This is a genomic window from Synechococcus sp. HJ21-Hayes, from assembly GCF_024345835.1.
Classification (GTDB): domain Bacteria; phylum Cyanobacteriota; class Cyanobacteriia; order PCC-6307; family Cyanobiaceae; genus Vulcanococcus.
Window position 1 is genome coordinate 1 of sequence record NZ_JAGQBW010000029.1, and the last position, 18,814, is coordinate 18,814.

The 18,814-nt window shown below is 62.4% G+C and carries 22 protein-coding genes; 9 read left to right on the top strand and 13 right to left on the bottom strand.

Going from position 1 to position 18,814, the window contains the following annotated elements; translation table 11 throughout:
• Positions 1 to 76: 76 nt before the first annotated feature.
• The 6 genes from KBZ14_RS15060 to KBZ14_RS15085 all read right to left on the bottom strand — a co-directional run bounded on the left by KBZ14_RS15060 (position 77) and on the right by KBZ14_RS15085 (position 6,880).
• The gene (locus KBZ14_RS15060) at positions 77 to 2,590 is read right to left on the bottom strand and encodes a tetratricopeptide repeat protein (RefSeq protein WP_255119165.1); all 2,514 of its coding nucleotides are present in this window, start codon (positions 2,588 to 2,590) and stop codon (positions 77 to 79) included.
• Positions 2,591 to 2,657: 67 nt separating this feature from the next.
• The gene (locus KBZ14_RS15065; RefSeq protein ID WP_255119166.1) at positions 2,658 to 2,885 is read right to left on the bottom strand and encodes a hypothetical protein; all 228 of its coding nucleotides are present in this window, start codon (positions 2,883 to 2,885) and stop codon (positions 2,658 to 2,660) included.
• Positions 2,886 to 2,899: 14 nt separating this feature from the next.
• Positions 2,900 to 3,379, bottom strand: coding sequence for a hypothetical protein (locus KBZ14_RS15070; protein ID WP_255119167.1), 480 nt, complete (start codon positions 3,377 to 3,379; stop codon positions 2,900 to 2,902).
• Positions 3,380 to 3,462: 83 nt separating this feature from the next.
• Positions 3,463 to 5,433 carry a protein kinase domain-containing protein gene (locus tag KBZ14_RS15075; protein ID WP_255119168.1) on the bottom strand — a complete coding sequence of 657 codons (1,971 nt, stop codon included), beginning with the start codon at positions 5,431 to 5,433 and terminating at the stop codon, positions 3,463 to 3,465.
• 2 nt (positions 5,434 to 5,435) lie between these two features.
• Positions 5,436 to 6,173, bottom strand: a complete 738-nt coding sequence (locus KBZ14_RS15080; protein WP_255119184.1) for a protein phosphatase 2C domain-containing protein — start codon at positions 6,171 to 6,173, stop codon at positions 5,436 to 5,438.
• Entirely contained in the window at positions 6,170 to 6,880 is a 711-nt protein-coding gene (locus KBZ14_RS15085) for a vWA domain-containing protein (protein WP_255119169.1), read from the bottom strand. The genes KBZ14_RS15080 and KBZ14_RS15085 overlap by 4 nt, the downstream gene beginning before the upstream one ends.
• A 166-nt stretch (positions 6,881 to 7,046) precedes the next feature.
• On the opposite strand from KBZ14_RS15085, the gene KBZ14_RS16000 reads away from it, so the two are divergent.
• Positions 7,047 to 7,190 carry a hypothetical protein gene (locus KBZ14_RS16000; RefSeq protein ID WP_488657344.1) on the top strand — a complete coding sequence of 48 codons (144 nt, stop codon included), beginning with the start codon at positions 7,047 to 7,049 and terminating at the stop codon, positions 7,188 to 7,190.
• 119 nt (positions 7,191 to 7,309) lie between these two features.
• Entirely contained in the window at positions 7,310 to 7,645 is a 336-nt protein-coding gene (locus tag KBZ14_RS15090) for a hypothetical protein (protein ID WP_488657346.1), read from the top strand.
• Between the two features lie 45 nt (positions 7,646 to 7,690).
• Here KBZ14_RS15090 and KBZ14_RS15095 read toward each other — a convergent pair whose 3' ends face one another.
• Positions 7,691 to 9,964, bottom strand: a complete 2,274-nt coding sequence (locus KBZ14_RS15095; RefSeq protein ID WP_255119171.1) for a WYL domain-containing protein — start codon at positions 9,962 to 9,964, stop codon at positions 7,691 to 7,693.
• A gap of 187 nt (positions 9,965 to 10,151) precedes the next feature.
• Between KBZ14_RS15095 and KBZ14_RS15100 the strand changes: the two genes are divergently transcribed.
• From KBZ14_RS15100 to KBZ14_RS15110, 3 genes are all read left to right on the top strand, one after another.
• Positions 10,152 to 10,646 carry a restriction endonuclease gene (locus KBZ14_RS15100; RefSeq protein WP_255119172.1) on the top strand — a complete coding sequence of 165 codons (495 nt, stop codon included), beginning with the start codon at positions 10,152 to 10,154 and terminating at the stop codon, positions 10,644 to 10,646.
• A gap of 447 nt (positions 10,647 to 11,093) precedes the next feature.
• On the top strand, positions 11,094 to 11,522 hold the full coding sequence (locus KBZ14_RS15105) for an Xre family toxin-antitoxin system antitoxin (protein WP_255119173.1): 429 nt from the start codon (positions 11,094 to 11,096) through the stop codon (positions 11,520 to 11,522).
• Positions 11,519 to 12,001: an RES family NAD+ phosphorylase gene (locus tag KBZ14_RS15110; RefSeq protein ID WP_255119174.1), complete on the top strand. Its 483-nt coding sequence runs from the start codon at positions 11,519 to 11,521 to the stop codon at positions 11,999 to 12,001. Before KBZ14_RS15105 ends, KBZ14_RS15110 begins: the two co-directional genes overlap by 4 nt.
• An 18-nt stretch (positions 12,002 to 12,019) precedes the next feature.
• Here KBZ14_RS15110 and KBZ14_RS15115 read toward each other — a convergent pair whose 3' ends face one another.
• Positions 12,020 to 12,679, bottom strand: coding sequence for a hypothetical protein (locus KBZ14_RS15115; RefSeq protein ID WP_255119175.1), 660 nt, complete (start codon positions 12,677 to 12,679; stop codon positions 12,020 to 12,022).
• A 238-nt stretch (positions 12,680 to 12,917) separates the two neighbouring features.
• Between KBZ14_RS15115 and KBZ14_RS15120 the strand changes: the two genes are divergently transcribed.
• On the top strand, positions 12,918 to 13,076 hold the full coding sequence (locus KBZ14_RS15120; protein ID WP_255119176.1) for a hypothetical protein: 159 nt from the start codon (positions 12,918 to 12,920) through the stop codon (positions 13,074 to 13,076).
• Between the two features lie 570 nt (positions 13,077 to 13,646).
• Here KBZ14_RS15120 and KBZ14_RS15125 read toward each other — a convergent pair.
• Together KBZ14_RS15125 and KBZ14_RS15130 are read right to left on the bottom strand one after the other, a co-directional pair.
• Positions 13,647 to 13,931: a hypothetical protein gene (locus KBZ14_RS15125; RefSeq protein ID WP_255119177.1), complete on the bottom strand. Its 285-nt coding sequence runs from the start codon at positions 13,929 to 13,931 to the stop codon at positions 13,647 to 13,649.
• Between the two features lie 105 nt (positions 13,932 to 14,036).
• On the bottom strand, positions 14,037 to 14,291 hold the full coding sequence (locus KBZ14_RS15130; protein ID WP_255119178.1) for a hypothetical protein: 255 nt from the start codon (positions 14,289 to 14,291) through the stop codon (positions 14,037 to 14,039).
• A 219-nt stretch (positions 14,292 to 14,510) separates the two neighbouring features.
• On the opposite strand from KBZ14_RS15130, the gene KBZ14_RS16005 reads away from it, so the two are divergent.
• A complete protein-coding gene (locus KBZ14_RS16005; RefSeq protein ID WP_488657345.1) occupies positions 14,511 to 14,654 on the top strand; it encodes a hypothetical protein in 144 nt (47 codons plus the stop codon).
• Positions 14,651 to 15,229 (top strand): DUF8637 domain-containing protein, encoded by a 579-nt coding sequence (locus KBZ14_RS15135; protein WP_255119179.1) that lies wholly within the window; start codon positions 14,651 to 14,653, stop codon positions 15,227 to 15,229. Before KBZ14_RS16005 ends, KBZ14_RS15135 begins: the two co-directional genes overlap by 4 nt.
• 38 nt (positions 15,230 to 15,267) lie before the next feature.
• On the opposite strand, the gene KBZ14_RS15140 is transcribed toward KBZ14_RS15135, so the two are convergent.
• From KBZ14_RS15140 to KBZ14_RS15150, 3 genes are all read right to left on the bottom strand, one after another.
• Positions 15,268 to 15,480 (bottom strand): GNAT family N-acetyltransferase, encoded by a 213-nt coding sequence (locus KBZ14_RS15140; protein WP_255119180.1) that lies wholly within the window; start codon positions 15,478 to 15,480, stop codon positions 15,268 to 15,270.
• A gap of 154 nt (positions 15,481 to 15,634) precedes the next feature.
• Positions 15,635 to 15,907 (bottom strand): type II toxin-antitoxin system TacA family antitoxin, encoded by a 273-nt coding sequence (locus tag KBZ14_RS15145; RefSeq protein WP_255119181.1) that lies wholly within the window; start codon positions 15,905 to 15,907, stop codon positions 15,635 to 15,637.
• Between the two features lie 63 nt (positions 15,908 to 15,970).
• Positions 15,971 to 18,181: a WYL domain-containing protein gene (locus KBZ14_RS15150; protein WP_255119182.1), complete on the bottom strand. Its 2,211-nt coding sequence runs from the start codon at positions 18,179 to 18,181 to the stop codon at positions 15,971 to 15,973.
• A gap of 131 nt (positions 18,182 to 18,312) precedes the next feature.
• On the opposite strand from KBZ14_RS15150, the gene KBZ14_RS15155 reads away from it, so the two are divergent.
• Positions 18,313 to 18,558: a helix-turn-helix domain-containing protein gene (locus KBZ14_RS15155; RefSeq protein WP_255119183.1), complete on the top strand. Its 246-nt coding sequence runs from the start codon at positions 18,313 to 18,315 to the stop codon at positions 18,556 to 18,558.
• The last annotated feature ends 256 nt before the right edge of the window (positions 18,559 to 18,814 follow it).

Here is an 18,814-nt window from a genome sequence, read left to right on the forward strand (position 1 = left end):
GCTTTTTGGCCGTCGTCAGCTCGTAGTCCGAGAAGCCGAGCTGCTTGCCACCCATCAATCCAGTCCTGGCCTGTGATCACAGCACCATTGTCCCGTGGATCGCTGGGGTTTTCCAGAGCTTCCCTAGGCAACGGCTGTAGTAGGCCTCCGCTTGGTCATAGTCGCCCTTGTAGGAATACAGCAGTCCCAGATTGCCGACGGTGGTGAGGGTGGAGGGGTGCTCGGGTCCTAGTAGACGCTCTTGTGCCACTAGGCAACGACTGCAGTAGGCCTCCGCCTGGTCATAGTCGCCCTTGTAGGAATACAGCAGTCCCAGATTGCCGACGGTGGTGAGGGCGTCGTTGTGCTCGGGCCCCAGTAGCCGCTCCATGGCCTCCAGGCAGCGCAGATACAATGATTCAGCTTGGTTGTAGTTCCCCATCCCACGGTGGACATCGGCCAACCAGGCCAGGCTGCTGAGCATCGATGCTTCTTCTCTGTCTGTTGCTTCTTCAAGCTCCAGTGACAGAGTTCTCAGGTGTAAGAGGAGCTCGCGGTACAGCCCCGCTTCATCCAGCAACACGGCGATACGATCCACAAACCAGATCTGGTCCTCAACGTCGTCTTTCCGTTCCTCAATCTCCATTCCCACCGCTTCCGCGATGAGTTCATCCAGCTCGCCATTGGCCTGGTCATTGACAAGCAACCAATAGTTGATGGTTTCGCGGCTGCCGCGATCCCATTGCAGTTTTGCCAATACCCAGGGCTTGAGGAGCCAGTCGTGCAGATCTTCCAGGCGCCCCGCCTGCTGCAGCTGCCAGGGCAGCTCCTCTGAATCGCGCTCATCCCAGCCGTTACGCTCCTGATACCAATCCGCCAGCACGCTGTGCGCCTGGCGTCTCTCCTCGTCCGTCGGCAGGTACCGGCCCTGCACCGCAATGCGCAGGTAGTCATGGTCAAACACCAAGCGGTTGCCGTTGCGCCCGAATGCCTTCTCCAGAGCCAGATCGATCGGTGCCCATTGCAATGACGGCAGTTCCGTGATCTCCAGCAGTTCCGTTTCCGTAAGGCCCGCCCGGCTGGCCCAGATCCCTGTCATCACCTTGCGGACGTTCTCGCCGCTGCCGTCGTTCTCCAGCCGCTCAAGCACCCGCTCATACAGGTCATCCACAGTCTGGGAGCTCAAATAGAACGCCAACTGCTGTTGCAAGGTGTCGTGGCGTCCGCATTGGCGCAGCTCCTCCAGAAGCACCTTCAAAAACAGCGGTGAACCGGCCAGGGGGTGATCCAGGATCAGCTGGAGCAAGCCGCCATCGAGTTCCTTGTTGTATCGCGTCAAGTATCGCTGGATCAGCTTCTCCTGCTGCACTCGCCCCAGGGGACTAATCGTGAGCCTTATGTAGCCTCTTTTGTCCAGGATCTCGCTGGCCTGGCAGGCCAGGCCGCTGGCTATGACAACGATTCCAGCGGGCAGCTGTTTCGGGAGCCAGGGCAGGGCTTTTTGATCATCCGGATCAAGCCGGTCCAGGCCATCCAGAACCCACACCCATCGCCTGCCCTGCTGTTCGCACCAGCGCCCCAGGCTCCGCAGCGTTTCAGCCACCCCCGCCATCAGCTCCCACCAATCCTGCGGCACCTTCAGCGGTTCAGCGAACTGCTTCTCCTCCAGCAGCAGTAGCGAAGCGGTGTCGATCAGCCGCCCCAGCAAGGGCCGAATTGCACTCGCATCATTGGTGCAGCCCAGGTGGTGGGCATACACCAGATCCTGCGGATGGCTCCGCTGATGCGTTTCCAGCCAGTTGGCAATCAATGCGCTCTTGCCCGCGCCGGATTCACCCGTGATCAGGATCCGCTGTTCGCCCGCTTCAATCCAGCTCTCGAGCTCAGCAATCGCTGTTTCGCCACCCAGGTACAGCCCCGTGCGGGCCCGCCGGTAATCGCTGTGGCGCTGCTCCTCCCGCTGCAAAGGATCTTGGGGCTCCTGCTCCGGATGCTCCCGCTCGATCACGGCCCACAGATCCGCCTCGATTCGCTCGGCGATCGCCTGTGGCGTAGCCAGGCCCTCGCACACCGGGAAGCCGCTGCGGCGCACCTCCTCCTTGAGGGCCATCAGTCGCTGCCGCTCCTGCAGGTTGTCTGCCACCCAGCCCGGTTCAAGCTGGGCCTGGGCATAGGCCGGATCGCGCAGATAGAAGAAGGCATGCCCCGCCATCTCCGGATGGCGCAGCACACCATGCATGATCTCCAGCTCCGTGAGGCTGGCACCACCCATGCTCTCCTTCAGCCAGGGCTGGCGTTCCAGCAGGGCCGGCTTGTAATAGGTGGGATCGGCCGGTGGCACCCAGCCGTAGCGCTCACCCAGCAGGCTGATGAAATAGGGCCGGCAGCGATCGATCTCCGCCAGGCACAGCGGTAGCGTTTCGCCGCGTTCGGTCTGCTCGGCAGTCACACCCCAGCGCAGATCCACATCCACGATCTCCACACCGCGTGATCGCGCTCGCCGGCGCAAGCTGGGGAACACCTGCTTCACCAGCAGACTCCTCTCCTCCTGAAAGTCCACGAAGGTGGAGGAGAGAAACACCCGGATCACCGTGCTTGGAGATGTGGCCATCGAGGTGGTATTGCGCACGGATGACGCTAAGACCGCTTCGGTGTGAGCTCGTCTCCGGCTCGGTTGCCTATGGCCCCAGGGCGCCTATGGGAATCACCGCAGCACTATCCGTGCAGCGATAGCCGTACCCCTTGCCGCCGATCACGGCCAGCAACGCCGGTGCTCCGGAACGTTCGCCGTCGATCTGCTCTGAGAAACGCTTGAGGTTGGCGGCGGCTTGTTCCAGCTGCACGATCGCATCCACTTCGATGCCGTAGTCATTCGGGTAGTGGCACCCCAAACCGCACGGGAGCAAGGCGTCGCTCCCCTTCAGTCGAGGTCGACGCTTTCCAGCAACATCCGGCAGCGCATCAGCCGGTCGGCATCGATCGCCCAACTCACGATCTGAGCATGGTCGGCTGCGCTGTCGTCCTGCATGTCCTCCACCACGTTGTCGTGATAGCGCTCGAGATGGCGCACCAGGGCCAGGGCAATCTGCTGATCCTCATAGGCATTGGTATCGAGCTTCTTGATCTGCTCCAGCACCTGGTTCACCTTGGGACTGGTGGGTTGTACACGCTTCTCGTGGCGTTCGGGCTTGTTCTCCTGCATGGCGAGCAGTTGCTGCGGGCTGTCGGGAATGGCGATGGCCGGCGTAGACGGGATGCAGCTGAAGGCGCTGCTGCGCAGTTCGGGGTGCAGGCCATCGTCGGGATCCACCGGTGTGCCGGCCTGGAAGCGGTAGCGGCCGCTGGCGGCCCTGGCGTCATCGGCGGAGGGGTTCAGAGGCTGCTCGTTGCTCGGGCTCATCAGGTTCTGGGCTGAACTGCAATCAGCGTGGCTGTTGCGCTGCAGATGGCCGCCCTACCTGTGCGAACGACGGATTGCAGCAGTCAGCAGAGCTCCTCAAAGGCCTCCAGCAGAACCTTTGCCTCCTTGCGCCGATCCTGGATCGTTGCCGCAAGTGCGGCAGTCGCCGCTGTGAAGGCCTTCACCGATTGGGTGAGTTGCTGTAGTTGTTGTTCGCCGTTCTGCAGGGCCAGTAGCTCCGGTAGCGGCAGCAGATCGTCACGCTCCGGTCCGATGCCGACGACACCTGCTTGGGTCTTCAGCCGTTGCAGCACCTGGTTGAGATGGGAGCGCAGGCGTTGCTGCAGCCCGGATCCAATTCCAGGCAGAGCTTGCAAGCGATCGATATGGGTGCGCAGTTGGTCGCCATGGCACAGGCCATGGCTCTCCAGCAGCCTCAGCCGAGCCTCACCAAAGCCTTCGATCGACCAGCTCCGCAGGGACTCCCGGCTGAGCTGGTCCCGCAGCCAGCGCTCACGGATCTGGCTGGCCGCTTCCGAAAGTCTTGACTCCGCCACGATGGCCGGATCGCTACTGGTGGTGAGCTCAAGCAGAGCCGACAACTCCAGTGCTGCGAGCTGGCCTTGGAGATTCTTGCGCTGCTTCTGTAGTTGCCTGTAGCGCTGGTGCACCAGATCGCTATTGGTGTCGGCCAGCCGGATCAGGCGATCGAAGGCGTTGCGGCGTGCCGTGGCGACATCGGCATTACCGAACAGGCCGATCAGACGTCTGCGCCAGGAGTTCAGGCGTTGCTGCAGTTTTGCCTGATCGACCCAGTGGCCGGAGCCGCCGTGGCAGTTCAGCAGGGTCGCTAGCTCACGTTGCCCGTCAAGCAGTTGTTGGGCGATGGCTTCGCGGCTCGCGAGCAGCGCGAGGGCGCGCTGGTGATGGCATTCAAAGGCGCTGCGCAGGGCTGGCTTGAGTTCCGCCCAGTGCTCGCTGGTGTTGGCCGGGATGGCCGTTGCCTGGGGAGAGGGAGCCGTGTTGGGAAAGCGGCAGATCGGATGGCCGATGCGCCGCTCCACCGCGCACCACGGGCAGGCTTGATCTCTGGGGTGATGGTGATGGGGGGTATGGCGACAGGGAACCACCTGACGATGCAGTTGCCGTAGTAGCAACACCCATTCCGTAGCACCAGGCCGCCGCGGGGGGTCGGAAGCAAAGCTGCGCTGAAATGCCTCGGCCAGGGCTGCAGACACCTCCTGTGGTGCCGGCCGTGCAGGGCTCGCCTTCAGGCCGGTGGGTACAACTGCGGCATGGGGATACAACCCCCGACGGATTTTTTCGCTGATCGGCAGATCAGGCTCTGCGGGGTTGATGACGTTGTCGAAGGGGTGATCGTGCAGCAGCAGTTGATAAATCAGGATCGCCAGGGCGAAGTGATCGCTGCTCACATCACGCCAGGTGCGGCTCAGATCACAGCCCACCAGTTCCGGTGCGGTGTAGAGCGGCCGGGCCACTCCGCAATGGAACTGGCGCCCATCGGCGCCACGGATCTGAAAGCTGTCGCTGTCGAGCAGAACCGCGCGCCAGCGGGCCGGGCCTGCTGCTGGTGTGAACACCACGTTCTCCGGGTTGAGGTCGCCGACCACGACGCCCTGTGCATGCAAACCAGCCACCGATTCGGCCAGCAAGAGTGCCGCCAGTACGGCATCGCGCCAGGTGAAGCGCCGCAGCCGCTGCAGCTCGTCGAAGTTGAACAAGCGGGCAGCGGACAGGCTGGCGTCTGGATCGATGCAAGGCATCACATAGCCGGCCGGTTCTGCTCGCGCGTCGCTGTGCCAGTGATGCAGCACGGCGAGCGGCAGGGTGGCGTAGGCGGCGCAGGTGGGCGCCAGCTGGCGCAGGGCCTCCAGGCGCGCTGCATCCACCTCCCGCAGCAACTTCACGGCCACCGGCCCGCCAGCCAGGGTGCTGCGAAACACCTGGCCCTGACCGCCGGCACCGAGACGGTGTTGCCCCTGCAGACATAGGTTGAGGCGTTCGCCGCTGTCGGTGATGAACGGCTGCTCCATGGTCAGCGGCTGGCGATCACGAGCGTGCGGTCGTCGTCGGACAGTTCGGCCAGGCCTGGATCGGCGAGGGAGCGCGCCAACCAGTCGGCGTACCCACGGCCGCCCTGGCGGCGTTGGTGTTCGGCAACCACCAGCTCAGCCAGCGGAGCGTTCACCTGCGGCGTGGAGCACCCCGGGGCCGGGGGGGCCAGAAAGGCGCTCTCAAGGCCATCGCTAAAGGCCAGCACGGAATCCACACACGCCGCCGATGTCTGCCACAGCTGGATGGCACTGAGCGGCGTGTCGCTGCGCAGAAAGGTGGTCTGGTTGGCGTAGTCGCCCTTGGCCGGACTGATCGGGCAGCTCCAGGTGCCGTTCTGACGCATCAACAGGCTGGAATCGCCCACCTGAAGCACAAGCAGTCGCCGGCGGTCCCAGCAGCAGGCCAACAGGGTGTGATCGAGCAAGGGAACACGGCCGCGTCGCTGCAGCAAGCGGGCCTGAAATTGGCGCAGCAACCTCGGCAGCGGCCGGCCCCGCAGATCGCGCCGCAAGCGCAACAGGGCCTGCCATCCCGCACGGGCGCTGGCCTGAGCTGATCGCGCCACGGCGGGGCTGCCACCGGCTCCATCACACAGCACAAAACCGCTTAGTCCGAAACTCCGGCGCGGAAGCAGCAGGGCATCGCAGCAGGGTTCACCCAGAGATGCATGGCGCTCACCGCGGTGCTGAGCACCGCTGAAGCGGGGCACGCCGGTCACAGCACCCAACCGTCATAGACGTCGTCGCCGACGCGGGGATCAACCAGCTGCACACGCTCGCCGGGGGCAGACTGGGACACGCGGCTGAGGCTGGCCGAGAGCCACAGGAACATCTCCTCGAACTTGAGGTTGTCGAGATCGAGGCAACGACCATTGAAGGGGCGGCTGAGTTCATCGAGCACAGTCCGCCCATGGGCCGACACATTGACGCCAACGGTGAACAGCGTGAACTTCTGTTCCTGTGCCGCCAGCTCCAGCGGCGGGATCAGTGCTCGATAGCCGTTAGAGCCGTGGCCGTCATTGTCTGTGGGCTCGCCATCGGTGAGCAGGAAGATCCAGGGCCGGTAGTAGCTGATCCCGTGCTGCTGGTAGCTGTGCTTACGCTCGGTCACCTTGAGCATCGCTAGCTCGAGGGCCTCGCGCAGGGGCGTGGCTCCGGAAGCCTGCAGCTGGAAGGTTTCGCTCTCGTTGAGGGGAGCAAAGTCTCGCTCCAACCTCACCGGCCCGAAGCTGATCACGGCAAGATCAACGCTCTGGGCCGCCACCGGATTGCGCAGAATGTCCTGACGGAACACATCCAGCCCGGCATTCAGTCGGTGGATCTTCTCTCCCTGCATCGAATAGGAGCGGTCGAGCAACAGCACGCAGGGGGTGCGGCGTTGCCGGTTGGCCAGAAGGCTGCGGGCTTCAGGGTTGTCGAACAGCACGGCGGATGGAGGGATCTGCTCTGGAGCCTGCAGGCGAAAGCCGCATCAGTTGCGCCTTCTGGTGCGAATGACAGTGCAGGCTGCGGAGCAGAGCGTCATTCGCACGGAACAACCACCAGTCGGTGTGCCGCTGAGCTGGGATGACCTCGCCAGTTGATTCCGACCAATGAAGTGTCGAGTGACCTGCATGGTGGCAGGCAAGATGTTTTACGTTGAATGCCTCGCCCGCAACTACGAGGAGGCCAGAAAAGTTGCGCTGGCTCAATACCCAAACGCAAGAATCATGGGCGTAACCGCAGTTTTTGGCTGATTATCCATTGACTCTTGTTATGGAATACGTAGCTTATTTGAATCCGATCTAATTGCGGGTGCATAAGATGATCGTGCGGAAGGCGCGAATTATTGAAAATGGACTCATCTGTCGACGGTATGACATCGTTGGTATTTTTTGATGCTCGTCGCAGGGAAATGACTATCTGCACCAGCCGGATCAAGGCGACGGAGTCCTCGGAGCAGGATCAGATGATTAACCAGACTCTCATGCACGAATCCGTTCATTTGGCACAGGCCTGCAAGGACGGAACGGGTTATCTGGCGCCATTTGGCTTGAAACGTTCCACGATGATCCTCGCTGCATCTAGGCAGGCTGGGCTGCGTAAGGTTGTGGCGTTCGATTCCAGGCTGGCGTTGATCGATCACGAAGCCTTCTACATGGAAGACAAACCAGAGAAGGTTCAATATGTTGTTAGGAAGTACTGCTTCTGATCGATTTGTCCTGTCGAGGCATTGCGCCCCACTGCCGTAGGTCCCTTAGTCTTGTGCCGGATCGTCGTACAGAGCGCGGATGCTGTTGGCATAGTCCAAATGTCGCTCCCGAAGCTCCGCAGGCTCCTCGATACGAACACCATCGGCAAAGCCGAATAGCCAGCGCCTAAAATCGATATCTCTCTCAACCGTCCAGCAAGGCAGGATCAATTCCACGGGATACGGATGGCTGCCCTCCACTGGCTGCAATTGGCTGAACTGGTTGGGCTGCCATATGTCACTCACAAGCGGCCCGGAGACCTTCATTTGCTTTTTGGGGAAGCGGTTGTTGCCCTCGCGTATGAAGGTGAAGATTGCTGGGGTGCAGAGGAAGCGGACCTTCACCAGCGTTCCCTTCCGCAGCAACTGCTCAACCCTGTCTGGGTCCAGCTTGGCGGCCACGATTTCCTCCTGCAGATCCAGCCGATCACCGAGGTAAATGCCACCCGTGCGCTTGCAAAGACGCCTGAGGCGCTCTTGTGCCCTCTGGGCATCCTCCAAGGGGCGTTGCAGGGCTTCCCTAGAGCCGATGTCGGCATCTAGCACGGATTGCAGTTTCAGCCGATCCAGTCGGGAGATTCGGATCAAGCCGTGATGGCCACGTGTTGCCACGTTCTCATAGGCCAGATACCAGCCAATGTTGTGGAATAGAATCATTAGTGGCCATGCCTTGTCGCTGTGAGAAGCAGCATCCTGTGTGCGCCGCAGGCGGATCTGCAGGCGTTCCCGAATGGCATGCTCTACCTTCAGCATCTCATCATCAGCGGCCATCGTTTCGGCGTTGACTTTCTCTGGATCGATGATCGATCGATTGGCGAATGAGCGGACCGGCAAGATTTCTTCTAGCTTGATACCACTCCAACTCAAACGCTCGTCGAGCGACTCCTTGAGATCAAGCAGGGTTGGATCCTTAAGCCGATCGAATGCCTGTGTGATCAGCTGATGCAGGTTTGTAAGCTGATCCACCGTGAATACTGCCGTGCCGAGTGCATAGCCGTTGCGGTTCTGATTCTTGGCGGACTTGGCAGCGGAGTGTCCCATGGCAGTGCGAAGTTGGTAAGGGGTGATCAGGGTTTCAATGTCTTTGTCAAAGCGTCTGAGCTCGCCGTCATAGGCCACACCGGCCTGCTCTAACTTCTGCAGCAGGTGATCACGCAGCGGTACGTCGCGTGCTGCCAGCCTTTCGGCTCGCTCTGCGACACGTTTGGCCTCAGCAGCATCGGTGGGCTCCCCCTCAGCCACCTTTTGATGAAGACTCCCCGATAGGCGCTGGGTGATCAAGCTGTCTTGACCCTGCAATCCCGGTAGGTGACCCCGGCGCCTGGTTCTTTGTCGCGCCTCCATGCGATCCCACTCAGTTGTTGTGTCGGGAGACCTGGTTGGTTGATCGTATGGGCATTGAATCAGGTAGCGAATCAAGCCGAGCTGACGCTGAAACACGCCGAGATGAGCTGTGGAGGGAAAGCCAACTCCATCCTGCTGCTCTATGCGGATTTCAGCGTTGGCTGGCCCAGGCTCGATTGTTGCGGTCTGCAGGTCAGGCCTCTGAAATCCCTGTTTTTCTAGCCATTTCATATTGGCTTTCACTGCCTCAAGATCGCCATAGCAATGGCCGTGGTGAATCGCCAGCAAGCGAGCAGCTCTCTTCTCAATATTTTCCACATGGGCCGGATCGGCTTCGGGAAGCCTGAGATCCGGATCATGCAACAGCAGTTGGATCAGATAGATCAGCCGCTCAAAGTCGAGCAGGCGTGAATAGGCATGCAGCTTGAAGGCTTGGATCCGCCGAGAAGCACCCCTGATGGATGCCTCGATCGGCACCACCTTGCTCTCTGTTTTCGCAGGCTGCGGCTCCAGACCGAGCAGAATCCTGCAGTGCTGGCCTAGATCGGGGATAATGTTGAGCTTGAGCTGCACCATGTGCAGAAATCCTTCGGCCCGATCCGGTGCAAAATGGCGCTCGGCACCGGTTACCTTGCCATCAGGCTGAATCCACCAGCCAAGCCAGCGCACCGGCTGCTCCAACGCCAGACTCTCCACGGCCTGCAGAAAGCCGAACCTCTGGTGGCGCGCCATGTGGCTGCCATCCACGACGAGCGGCACACTTGGTCTGAACGCCGCCAGCAGGAGCTGGCGCTCCAGTGGTTGGTCGTAGGTCGTGGTGGGATCGCTAGGGCGGTGAACGGTGCCGCCCACGAGTTCTGCCAACAACGCAGCCAGATTGGATCGTTCAGCGCTATCGGCCCCGATCACTAGATGGCAGCGCAGGGGGGTCAGCATGGCTTGCTTGTGTTGGTCGGATGCCCGCATCTCAGTCCTATCCAAGGTTAGATCGTCATTCGCACCGAATCACCCCAGGCCTGCTGCCAGGTCGGCAACTTGGCGCTGTTCCGTTCAACACCGCTCTCCCATGGCTCGCCGCCGGCATCGACGTTCCATCTCTGGCTGCCATCGCCTGGGCGTTGTATTGGTTGGGGTCGTTGTGCTCAAGCTGGCCAACAGCACGGCTATTCCGCTGCTCGCTGGGGTTGCGGTACTGGTGGTGTTGCTGGTGCTTTTCGCCGCCCTCAACGGCGATGGCGCTGGCAAGACATCCCGCAAACCGCAATTGGAGGCCCTTGATCGTCTCGGCGGCCATGCCTTTGAACAGGCGGTGGCCGATGTCATGGCCGGGCTGGGATACCGCACCAAGGTCACGCCGGGTTCCGGCGATATGGGCGTCGATGTGATCGCCTGCCGTGGAAGCCGCCGCATCGCGGTTCAGGTGAAGCGCTACAGCAGCCCGGTGGGGCGCCGTGCCGTGGCCGATGCCGTGGCTGGGATGGCACCGCACCGCTGCAACGAAGCGATGGTGGTCACCAACAGCACCTTCTCGCCGGCAGCGGTGCACTTGGCCCAGCTTCATGGTTGCACCCTGATCGACCGCACCGGCCTGGCCGCCTGGCTGCGGCAGGCGGGTTGAACGCCTGCGCTGTCATTCCCATCACACCATCAAGTGAGCTCGCCGCGTCCTGGTCACTGCCATCACTGCATCGCCCAGCTCACCGGTGCCCGTCGCTTATCAGGCGAGCAGGCTCCACGGCTGCTCCATCTGGCCACCCATGCCTAACTCCAGCCTGATCTGCCTGCGCGGCAAGAAAACGCTACTCAGAAGCGGCATCACTGAATCACGCCGCCAGGACCGGTGATGTGGCCCTGGCCCTGCTGTGGGTGCCTCTGATGTCCGGCCGGAGATCGCTCGAGACAATGCAGAGGGAGCAGCAGAACCACCGCACAACTGACCCTGCAACCCGTAGCGTGCGCTGAACCCTTGACACTCGCTCAACTGAGATAAACTGGAATCCCAGCTGAGCGAGTCTCAATGGTCGCCTCTGTCGCCGCTGTGGATTTCGGGCCATCTGGGCTGCCCATGCCCTCGCCCCTTCAGTGGTACGAAGCCACTGTCGCCAAGCGCGTGGCCATGTTGCGACAGGGGGTGCCCGCCAGCTGGCTGCGCTGCACGGAGGAAGCCACGGGGCTCGGCAGGAGCGCTCTGTGCGATCTCCTAGGCCTCAAGCTCTCCACCATCAACCGCAAGCTGCAGAACCAGGCCTTGCTCAGCCCTGATGAATCGGAGCGGCTGATGGCCCTGCTGCGGCTCATTGGCCAAGTGGAATCCATCATTCGCGACTGCGGTGATGGTCGGCCAGTGAATGCTGCCCGTTGGCTGATGGCATGGACGCAACAGCCCAACCGTGCACTTGGTGGTCAGGCCCCCGCTTCCTTCATGGACACGGCTGACGGCCGTGAACAGCTGGCACGGTTGATCGGTGCCCAGCGCTCCGGTTCCTACATGTGAGCACAGGTCACCGCATCTGGCGCATCGCAACTCAGGGCCCCAGCTGGCAGGCCGATGATCTCAGCGGCCTTGGTGCAGCCCAGGATCCCGGCCGCTGGAATTCGCTCGGCGTCCCTGTGGTGTACACCTCCGGTTCCATCGCGCTCGCCTGCCTGGAGACCCTGGTGCATATCAGCGGTGATCTGTCGCTGCCCCTGCAACGCTGGTTGGTTGAGATTGACATTCCTCTCGAACACTGGCAGCAGCGCACCATCCTTCAGCCGGAGGACTGCTCCGGTTGGTCTGCATGTCCGCCTGAACCACCATCTTGCGCATGGGGAAGTCAGTGGCTGGCATCCAGGCGAGCACTGCTCGCGCAGGTTCCATCCGTGATCATCCCGGAGGAAGCGAACCTGCTGATCAACCCCGGTCACCCTGCCTGCAATCTTCTGCAGCCGACTGTTGTCCGCCGATGGACCTATGACACGAGGTTGATCTGAATGCCTAGCCAACATGGATCAGGCCGCAATCACGGGCCGGCGCCGCTGCATCGGCACCAGCCGATCCACGTGCTGGAAGCCCCGGCAGTGACGGGCACCCCGTGGGGCCCGAGGCCGGCCCTCGCTGGCCAGGCCGGGATCGAGGATCTGACACCGGGCCTTCCAGGTGGCCAGTTGGCTGCGCAGGCGTTCCTGCTCGCGAAGCAGGGCATCGCGATGTATTGCCAGGCGCTGGGCGGCGTCCTCAGCCTCCTGCCGAAGCAGCACCTCGCGCCGTAGCTGTTCTTCGAGGGCGTTCAGCAGTAGCTGCTGGGCGCGCCCGCGGCGCTGCACCACCAAGTCGCGAACCTGGCTACCAAAGCCGATCACCCGCTGCCGTGCACGCAGGCTGGTGCCATCCGCCAAGGCTGGGTCGTGGCTGCCCTTGCTGCAGTGCCTCACCTTGGCAGTGAAGACGATCGTGTCGCCCACCTGCACGCCGGCCTCGCACCACGGCTGCCGCAAGCGGAACCACCAGTGATCGGGTTCGAGCGCTTCCCCGCTGCCGGCCAGTTCCAGGTTGCGTACGCACAAGGTGTGCTGCACCTTTCCCTGCTGCTCAAAGCCACCGAATCGATCCACCACGCCCCGCAGGCGCAGCACTTGCCCCTTGAGGCCGTGAAGAGAGGTTGTCGTCATCGTCTGCACCGCAGTGAATGCGCACAGCTTTTCGGGTGTGATGGCACGCGCATGCCTGGCAGTGCGAATGACGGTGAGTCCATAGTCGTTCGCACAAGAACAACAGCCCTGTAGCACCTAACCCTTGCAATGGAGCCCAGTTCGGCGCAGCCCGGCTCACCTTCTGTGGCCTCAGGTGGCTGGATGCTTCCGGTGCTGCATCTTTCAGAACCGAGCCATCTAATTCCCATCACCCTTCATGACTCCCGATCAACTGCATCAGCTGGCTGAAACCGTTCGCCAGCACGTACTCACTCACATCGACTCCCAGATCAACAGTACTGCAGAATCGCTGGGCCTAGCGATGGAGGACATCGACGACGATTGGCAGAGCCTGATCGACATGATCTTTTCCTGATTACAGCATCTGCACGGCTCCGGCCTGCGAGAGCATTGAGGGTCACGTTGACGACCTGCACGCCAAGACTGCGAGCATCCTCATCGCAATAATGGAAGCCAACCCGCGGCACCGAACGGGAACTATTCTCCCCAAAAGCCCGCGTCAGAATTGGTTGGTGCACGGCCGTACCGCAGCGCCGACCTGCGGTGCTCACCTACTCCGTCCTTCACGGCGGCCTCATCCATCTGTTCCAGCAAAGCGGGCAGGAAGGCCACATGCAGCTTCACGAGGCAGACACACACCACCGCATCGCGATTTGGGGTTCATCGCAACGCGCTGTTACAAGTTGCAGTGGAAGGGTGCGCTCCAATCCAGCGGAGCGCCGGGATGCCCATCTCGTAGACGGTGACCTATTCGTGCTCAGCGGTGGGCACCTAGTGGATTGCCGCACGCCGGCTCGGCTACTTCAGGCCCTTGCCGCCTCGGTCATAGACATCGGCGCTCGATTGGGCGCAGCAGAATCTGACACCCATTGATGCTCAGGTCCACCCCTTCTGGCACCGGGAAACGTGAGAAGTAGCCATCCAGCTATGCAGCAATCTCCGCTGGGCATGGCATCTGCATGTGCACCTGTGTGCCGTTGACGGCGACGGGTAGAAAGGCCTGATCGCTGATGCGTTCGCCGTTGTCGCGCAGGAACTCCAATGGCTGGTGGCCACTGGCCACCCGTGCTTGTTCAGTAATGCAGAGCCCTACTTTGAATCCGCGCCCGAAGCGGCCACGCTTGAGGTGGCTGTCGGTCTTGTGGGGGAGGTCGACGACGCGCAGATCGGCGAGTTCTTCGATGCCAGAGCCATTGTCTGAGCAGCTCACATGGAAGTGCTTGCCTAAGAGGCCATAGCGCAGCTGGATGTGGCCCGGCTGTCCATCGGCAGTCGATGACGTGGTGAAGAGCTGAGGCGTTCAGAACTAGGGCCGTCAACGTTGCACCGCGTCGCTCTCCCAGGCCGCATCATCAGTGCCATTCCAGACAGCCTCTATATCGCTGATGGCCTGGCGGAGCGCCAAGGGCTGCCAACCGATGCAACGGGCTTCTAAATCGATGCGCCGCCCGCAGTGGGTCCAGATCGGCAGAGGCTCAAGCGTTGGACCGCAAGGCAGCCACTCCCCGTCGAAGACGTCATCAAAGGGGCTGGCGGTGGCCAGGATCTGATCGAGGAGGAGGCTGCTCATGCCGAAGGGCTCATTGCGCTGAACCCAGCTTCCGCTTGGCGAGTCGCCGCAACACGGCCGCTTCTGCGAACGACGAGGCCCGGCAGCCCAGGCGTTTGAGACGATCTCTGTCTGGATCGCGAGCTGTTAGCTCTGGTTGGTGATTCGCAGGAGGAGGGCTTCAGCGGGTCTACTGCGGAGTTGTGATGGGCCAGTCATTCATCCCAACCAACAGACGCCATGAAATGCCGCGTCACCTGCTGGGTGGCAGGGAAGGTCTTCACGGTTGATGGCTATGCGGCTAACTACGCCGAAGCTCGTGAAGGCGCCAAAGCCCAGCATTCCAATGCATGCATTCTCAGCGTGAAGGCTGTTTTCCGATGATCAGCTCCAAGATCATGGTTGCCCTTTTTGCCGCCGGCTTGGGCTTTGGCTATTCGATCGAGCGCGCTGAACAGGGTGCGCCACTGGTGTCGTTCGCCCTGCGGCGTGATCCAGCTTGGGTACGGGATCTCGATCCCGCCTACCAAGACCTGGTGACCGCGATGAAGAAAAAGGGCTTCACAATTGATGAAAATGCGACAATCTGCAAGCAGCAGGATGTCGTGGGCTACTACACATGGGGGCAGCCTACGGTGAAGATCTGCACCGATCGCATTGCCAAGCTCAATGGCGACCCATCGGCCTTTCGATTGCTGCTGCAACAAACCGTGGCCCACGAAGCTGCCCATGTCGCGCAAGGCTGCCGCCTGAGGCGCAGCGGCAAACGAACTCTTGAACTGGCAGCTTCCAGGCTCTACGGCTTGCCGTCATCTGTGAGAGCTGACATTCAGAAGGCGCTTGCCTCCAATCGCACCAACCATCCACGATCCGTTCAGTGGCGTATCGAAGCGGAAGCCATGGCTCTGGAGGACACGCCTGATCAGGTCATTGCAGCCTTGCAACGGTTCTGCAGATGACTGCAACGGCTTGGTCTTGCAGGGGCAGGTTTTATCCCTTAGGGATTGAGCGCTGCCTTCACATCCACCAACCGCAGAAGGAAGGTGTTGGGATCCGTGGGCGAAGGATCAAAACCCATGTGGAGATAGAAGCTGCGGGCTGCTGCAGAAGCGGCGTGCACGAGGATTCCCCTCACGCCGATCTGCTCACTGGCCTGCAGCACCCGCTCGAACGCGTCGGCCAGCACCACCACAGGGATGGGGTCTGGCATGGTGCGCCGGAACCGGCCGGGAACGTGCGGGTGGCGCCGCTGCGCTGATTGGCCAGGGCTCGTTGCTCGAGCCACTGGTTGAGGCTGCTGTCACCGGAGTCAAAACCGGCCGTGCGGTGCTGGTCTGTCAGCGGCTGCGGCGCCTCCAGAGGCATCAGGCCTGCCAGGGCCTGGGGGCCGTCATGGTTTGGCGCAGGCGCTCATTGGGCTTGGCGGGAGAATCCAGCGCCCGTTGAAATGCCTCGAAGCGCTCCGGGTCCACAGTGCACCAGGCCTGCTCTACTAGAAACTGTTGAGCAGCGGCGCGGGCGGCCTGCAACACGAAGTCGGTACGGGTGAGGCCTGAGGCGCTGACGGCACGTTCAATCAGCTGCTGATCGTCCGGCGTCACCCGCAGATTCCAGCTCAGACGTGGGGTGACGGCCATCACGACGAGGATCGACTGCAACCAGGCTAACCGGACTGGTAGACACGGTCTATCAAGTCTGCGTCACCCCTGGAGCAGCGCCACCACCTCTCGGGCCTGTTGCAAATGCAACTCCCGTAGTTCCAGCGGTTGCTCGATGCGGATGCCGGCACCCCAGCGGAACAGCCAGTTGCGTAGGTCCCAGTCGCGCTCGATCGTCCAGCTGGGCAGACGGATCTCCACCGGATGGGGGTGGCTGTCGCCGGCCGGATTGGGCGGCAGAGAGGCATGGGCGGTGTGCTCTGGCGGAAAGCGATGGGGTTCTTCGCGAATCAGCTGAAATACCTGGGGCGTGCAGGAGAACCGCAGCACGCCCCAAGGCGGCTTGGCGGTGCGGCCATTGGCCGGGGCCATCACCGCCAGTTGATCGTCGATCGAGTCGCCGAAGTACAACCCACCGCACACGAGCTGCAGCCGCTGCAACCGCTCCAGAGCCTTTTCATGCTCCTGTTCGGTGTTGCGCCGCGCGTTGCCGTCTTCATTGAGCATCACTAGCCGATCCACCCGCAGGATGCGGATCAGGCCAAGGCCGTCGCTGCGGCCGATCGGAACCGTTTCGAACGCCAGATACCAACTGATGTTGTGAAACAACAGCTGCAGCGGCCAGGCGCGGAAACGGCCGTCATCGCCGCGCTGTTTCTGCTGTTCGCTCACCGGATCGGGTAGGTGTCGCAGCCAGATGCGGCGGCGATCGCGGATTGCCCGCTCCACCCTGGCGGCCATCTCAGGCTCGGCAAGAGTGCCGGGCTTTTCCTCGGTGAAGGAGCGATGGGCCAGGGTGCGCTTGGGCTGGCGCAGCCGGTCGGGCATGCCATCGGCCCGCAGGATGCCAGCGCGCTGGAGCCGATCTTCGAGGCTGAGCAGCAGTGGTTTCTGGGATTGGTCGCTGAGGCGATCCAGGGACGCCTTGAGCTGGGCGTGCACCTCCAGCAGCTGATCGGCCGAGAGCAAGGCTGTTCCAATCGCATAACCCTGCCGGCGGCTCTGGGGTCGTCCTTTGACCGGCGCCAGGAAGCCATAGGGCACGAGCACATGCTCGACGTCGTAGCGCAGGGCAGCCTCCTGATCGCTCCGGTAACTGCCCTCCAGATCCTCCAGGCTGCTGATCAGGTGCCGGTAGAGGGGGCTGAATTCCTCACTGCTGCGCCGAGCCCTCTTCGCCCTGCCCGGGGCGGGGGCTTCTGGCTGTGCGGGTGACGACGGCTCCGGCGCATCGAATGGCTGCTTGAGCACATGACGCAGCAGGGTGAACACGCGCTGAAACACCTCACGGCTGGCGAGGGCCGGGTAGCCGCCATTCACCGAACTGCCGTGTGCGGGGCCAGCGCTGCCGAGACCAATCGGCTGGTCAGCCTGCCAATCGAGCCGGAATAAGCCGTTGGCTTCGAGCCAGGCCAGGTCGGCGCGGATGGCCTCGGCATCGCCGTAGCCATCGCTGTTACCGCCGTGCACGTCCTTCCAGCTGGCGAGATAGGCGGCGGCGCGCTCCGCCAGGTCGCCCTGGGGCTCGGGGTTGCAGATCTTGAGCAGCTCGGCCGCTGTGCCTGGATCGCTCGCATCCAGACCGTTGAAGCTGGTGAGCAGGCGTAGCAGAAACAGCAACCGCTCCAGATCCAGCAGGCGTGCGTAGCGGTGCAGGTGCGGCTCAATGGCGCGCTGCCTGTTGAGCGCATTGCGGATGCGCCCGTCGAGACCGGCCAGGCGATGCTGCAGATCGGCGTTGGTGCTGCCTTCACCAGCGGCGGGATTGAGCGCCACGATCGTGGCAAAGCCTTCGGCGCGATCAGGCTTGAAGAAGCGGTTGTTGAGGCTGGCGTGGAACTCCTCGATCACCGCCTCGGGCACCGGGCGCTCACGCCGCAGGGCCCATGCCTTGCACTGCTCCAGTGGTGTGGTGAGCCACCAGCCGACCCACTCCACCGGCCGGGGCAGTTGGAGCACCTGGGTGTAGAGCAGTCGCCAGGGCCGGCGGGCGTGGGTGGCGTCGATGATCACCGGCCTGCCGGCCTCCACCGCGGCCTTCAGGCGCTGGAGCAACACGGTGCGGATCTCGTCCCAGGGGCCCTGCACCGCGGCATCGCCGAACAGCTCTTCTCGAATCGCGTCGGTGGAGAGCACCAGGCCGGGCTCGCCGGTTTCAGCCCGCAGCAACGGGGCCAGCTGCTGCGCCAGGGTGGTTTTGCCGCTGCCGGGCGGGCCGATCAGCAAATGGCAGCGCAGGGGAGCTGAGGTCATCTCCCCATCCTGAAAGCAAGCGCCACCGATTGAACGCTTGTTGTGCGAATCACCAGCGGTCGTTCGCACAATCCGGGCCCGACGATCGAAGTTGTCGCCAAAAACTGACGGGATCCAGCCCAGGTCGTTCGTTGTCCAGCCTGTCTCGCGAGACGTATCGCGTCCCCACCGTGCTCCGCGATCTGCAACTTGTGGATCTGCTGGAGCTCACCGGCAGCACCACCGCCAGCGCGGCGCAGATCGGGTTGTCGCAGCCGAGCGTGAGCCGTCGTTACCGGGCCCTGGCGGCTGAGCTTGGGCTGCAGCGCCTGACCGATGAACCGATTGGCAAACGCTTCGGCCATACGCCTTGGCTGCAGTTGCTGCGGCGTGGGTGACGCTTGGACGCCGGCAGCAGCAGCACTGGCAGACTCTGTTACAGCTGGACCTGCTCGATGTGGTGACACTGCAAGAGCTCCCGCCAGACACCGTGGCTGGCGACCCGCCCTATCGGGTGCCGAGCGGCCCCAGGGCTGATTCAAAGTGTGGTCACGGGTTGAGCTCTGGTTGTCGTCGCGCCATCGCCAGCAGTGCCTTGATGTCATGCATCACCGCTTGCAGGCCCTCGCGGATCGAGTCGAAACCGGCCAGGCG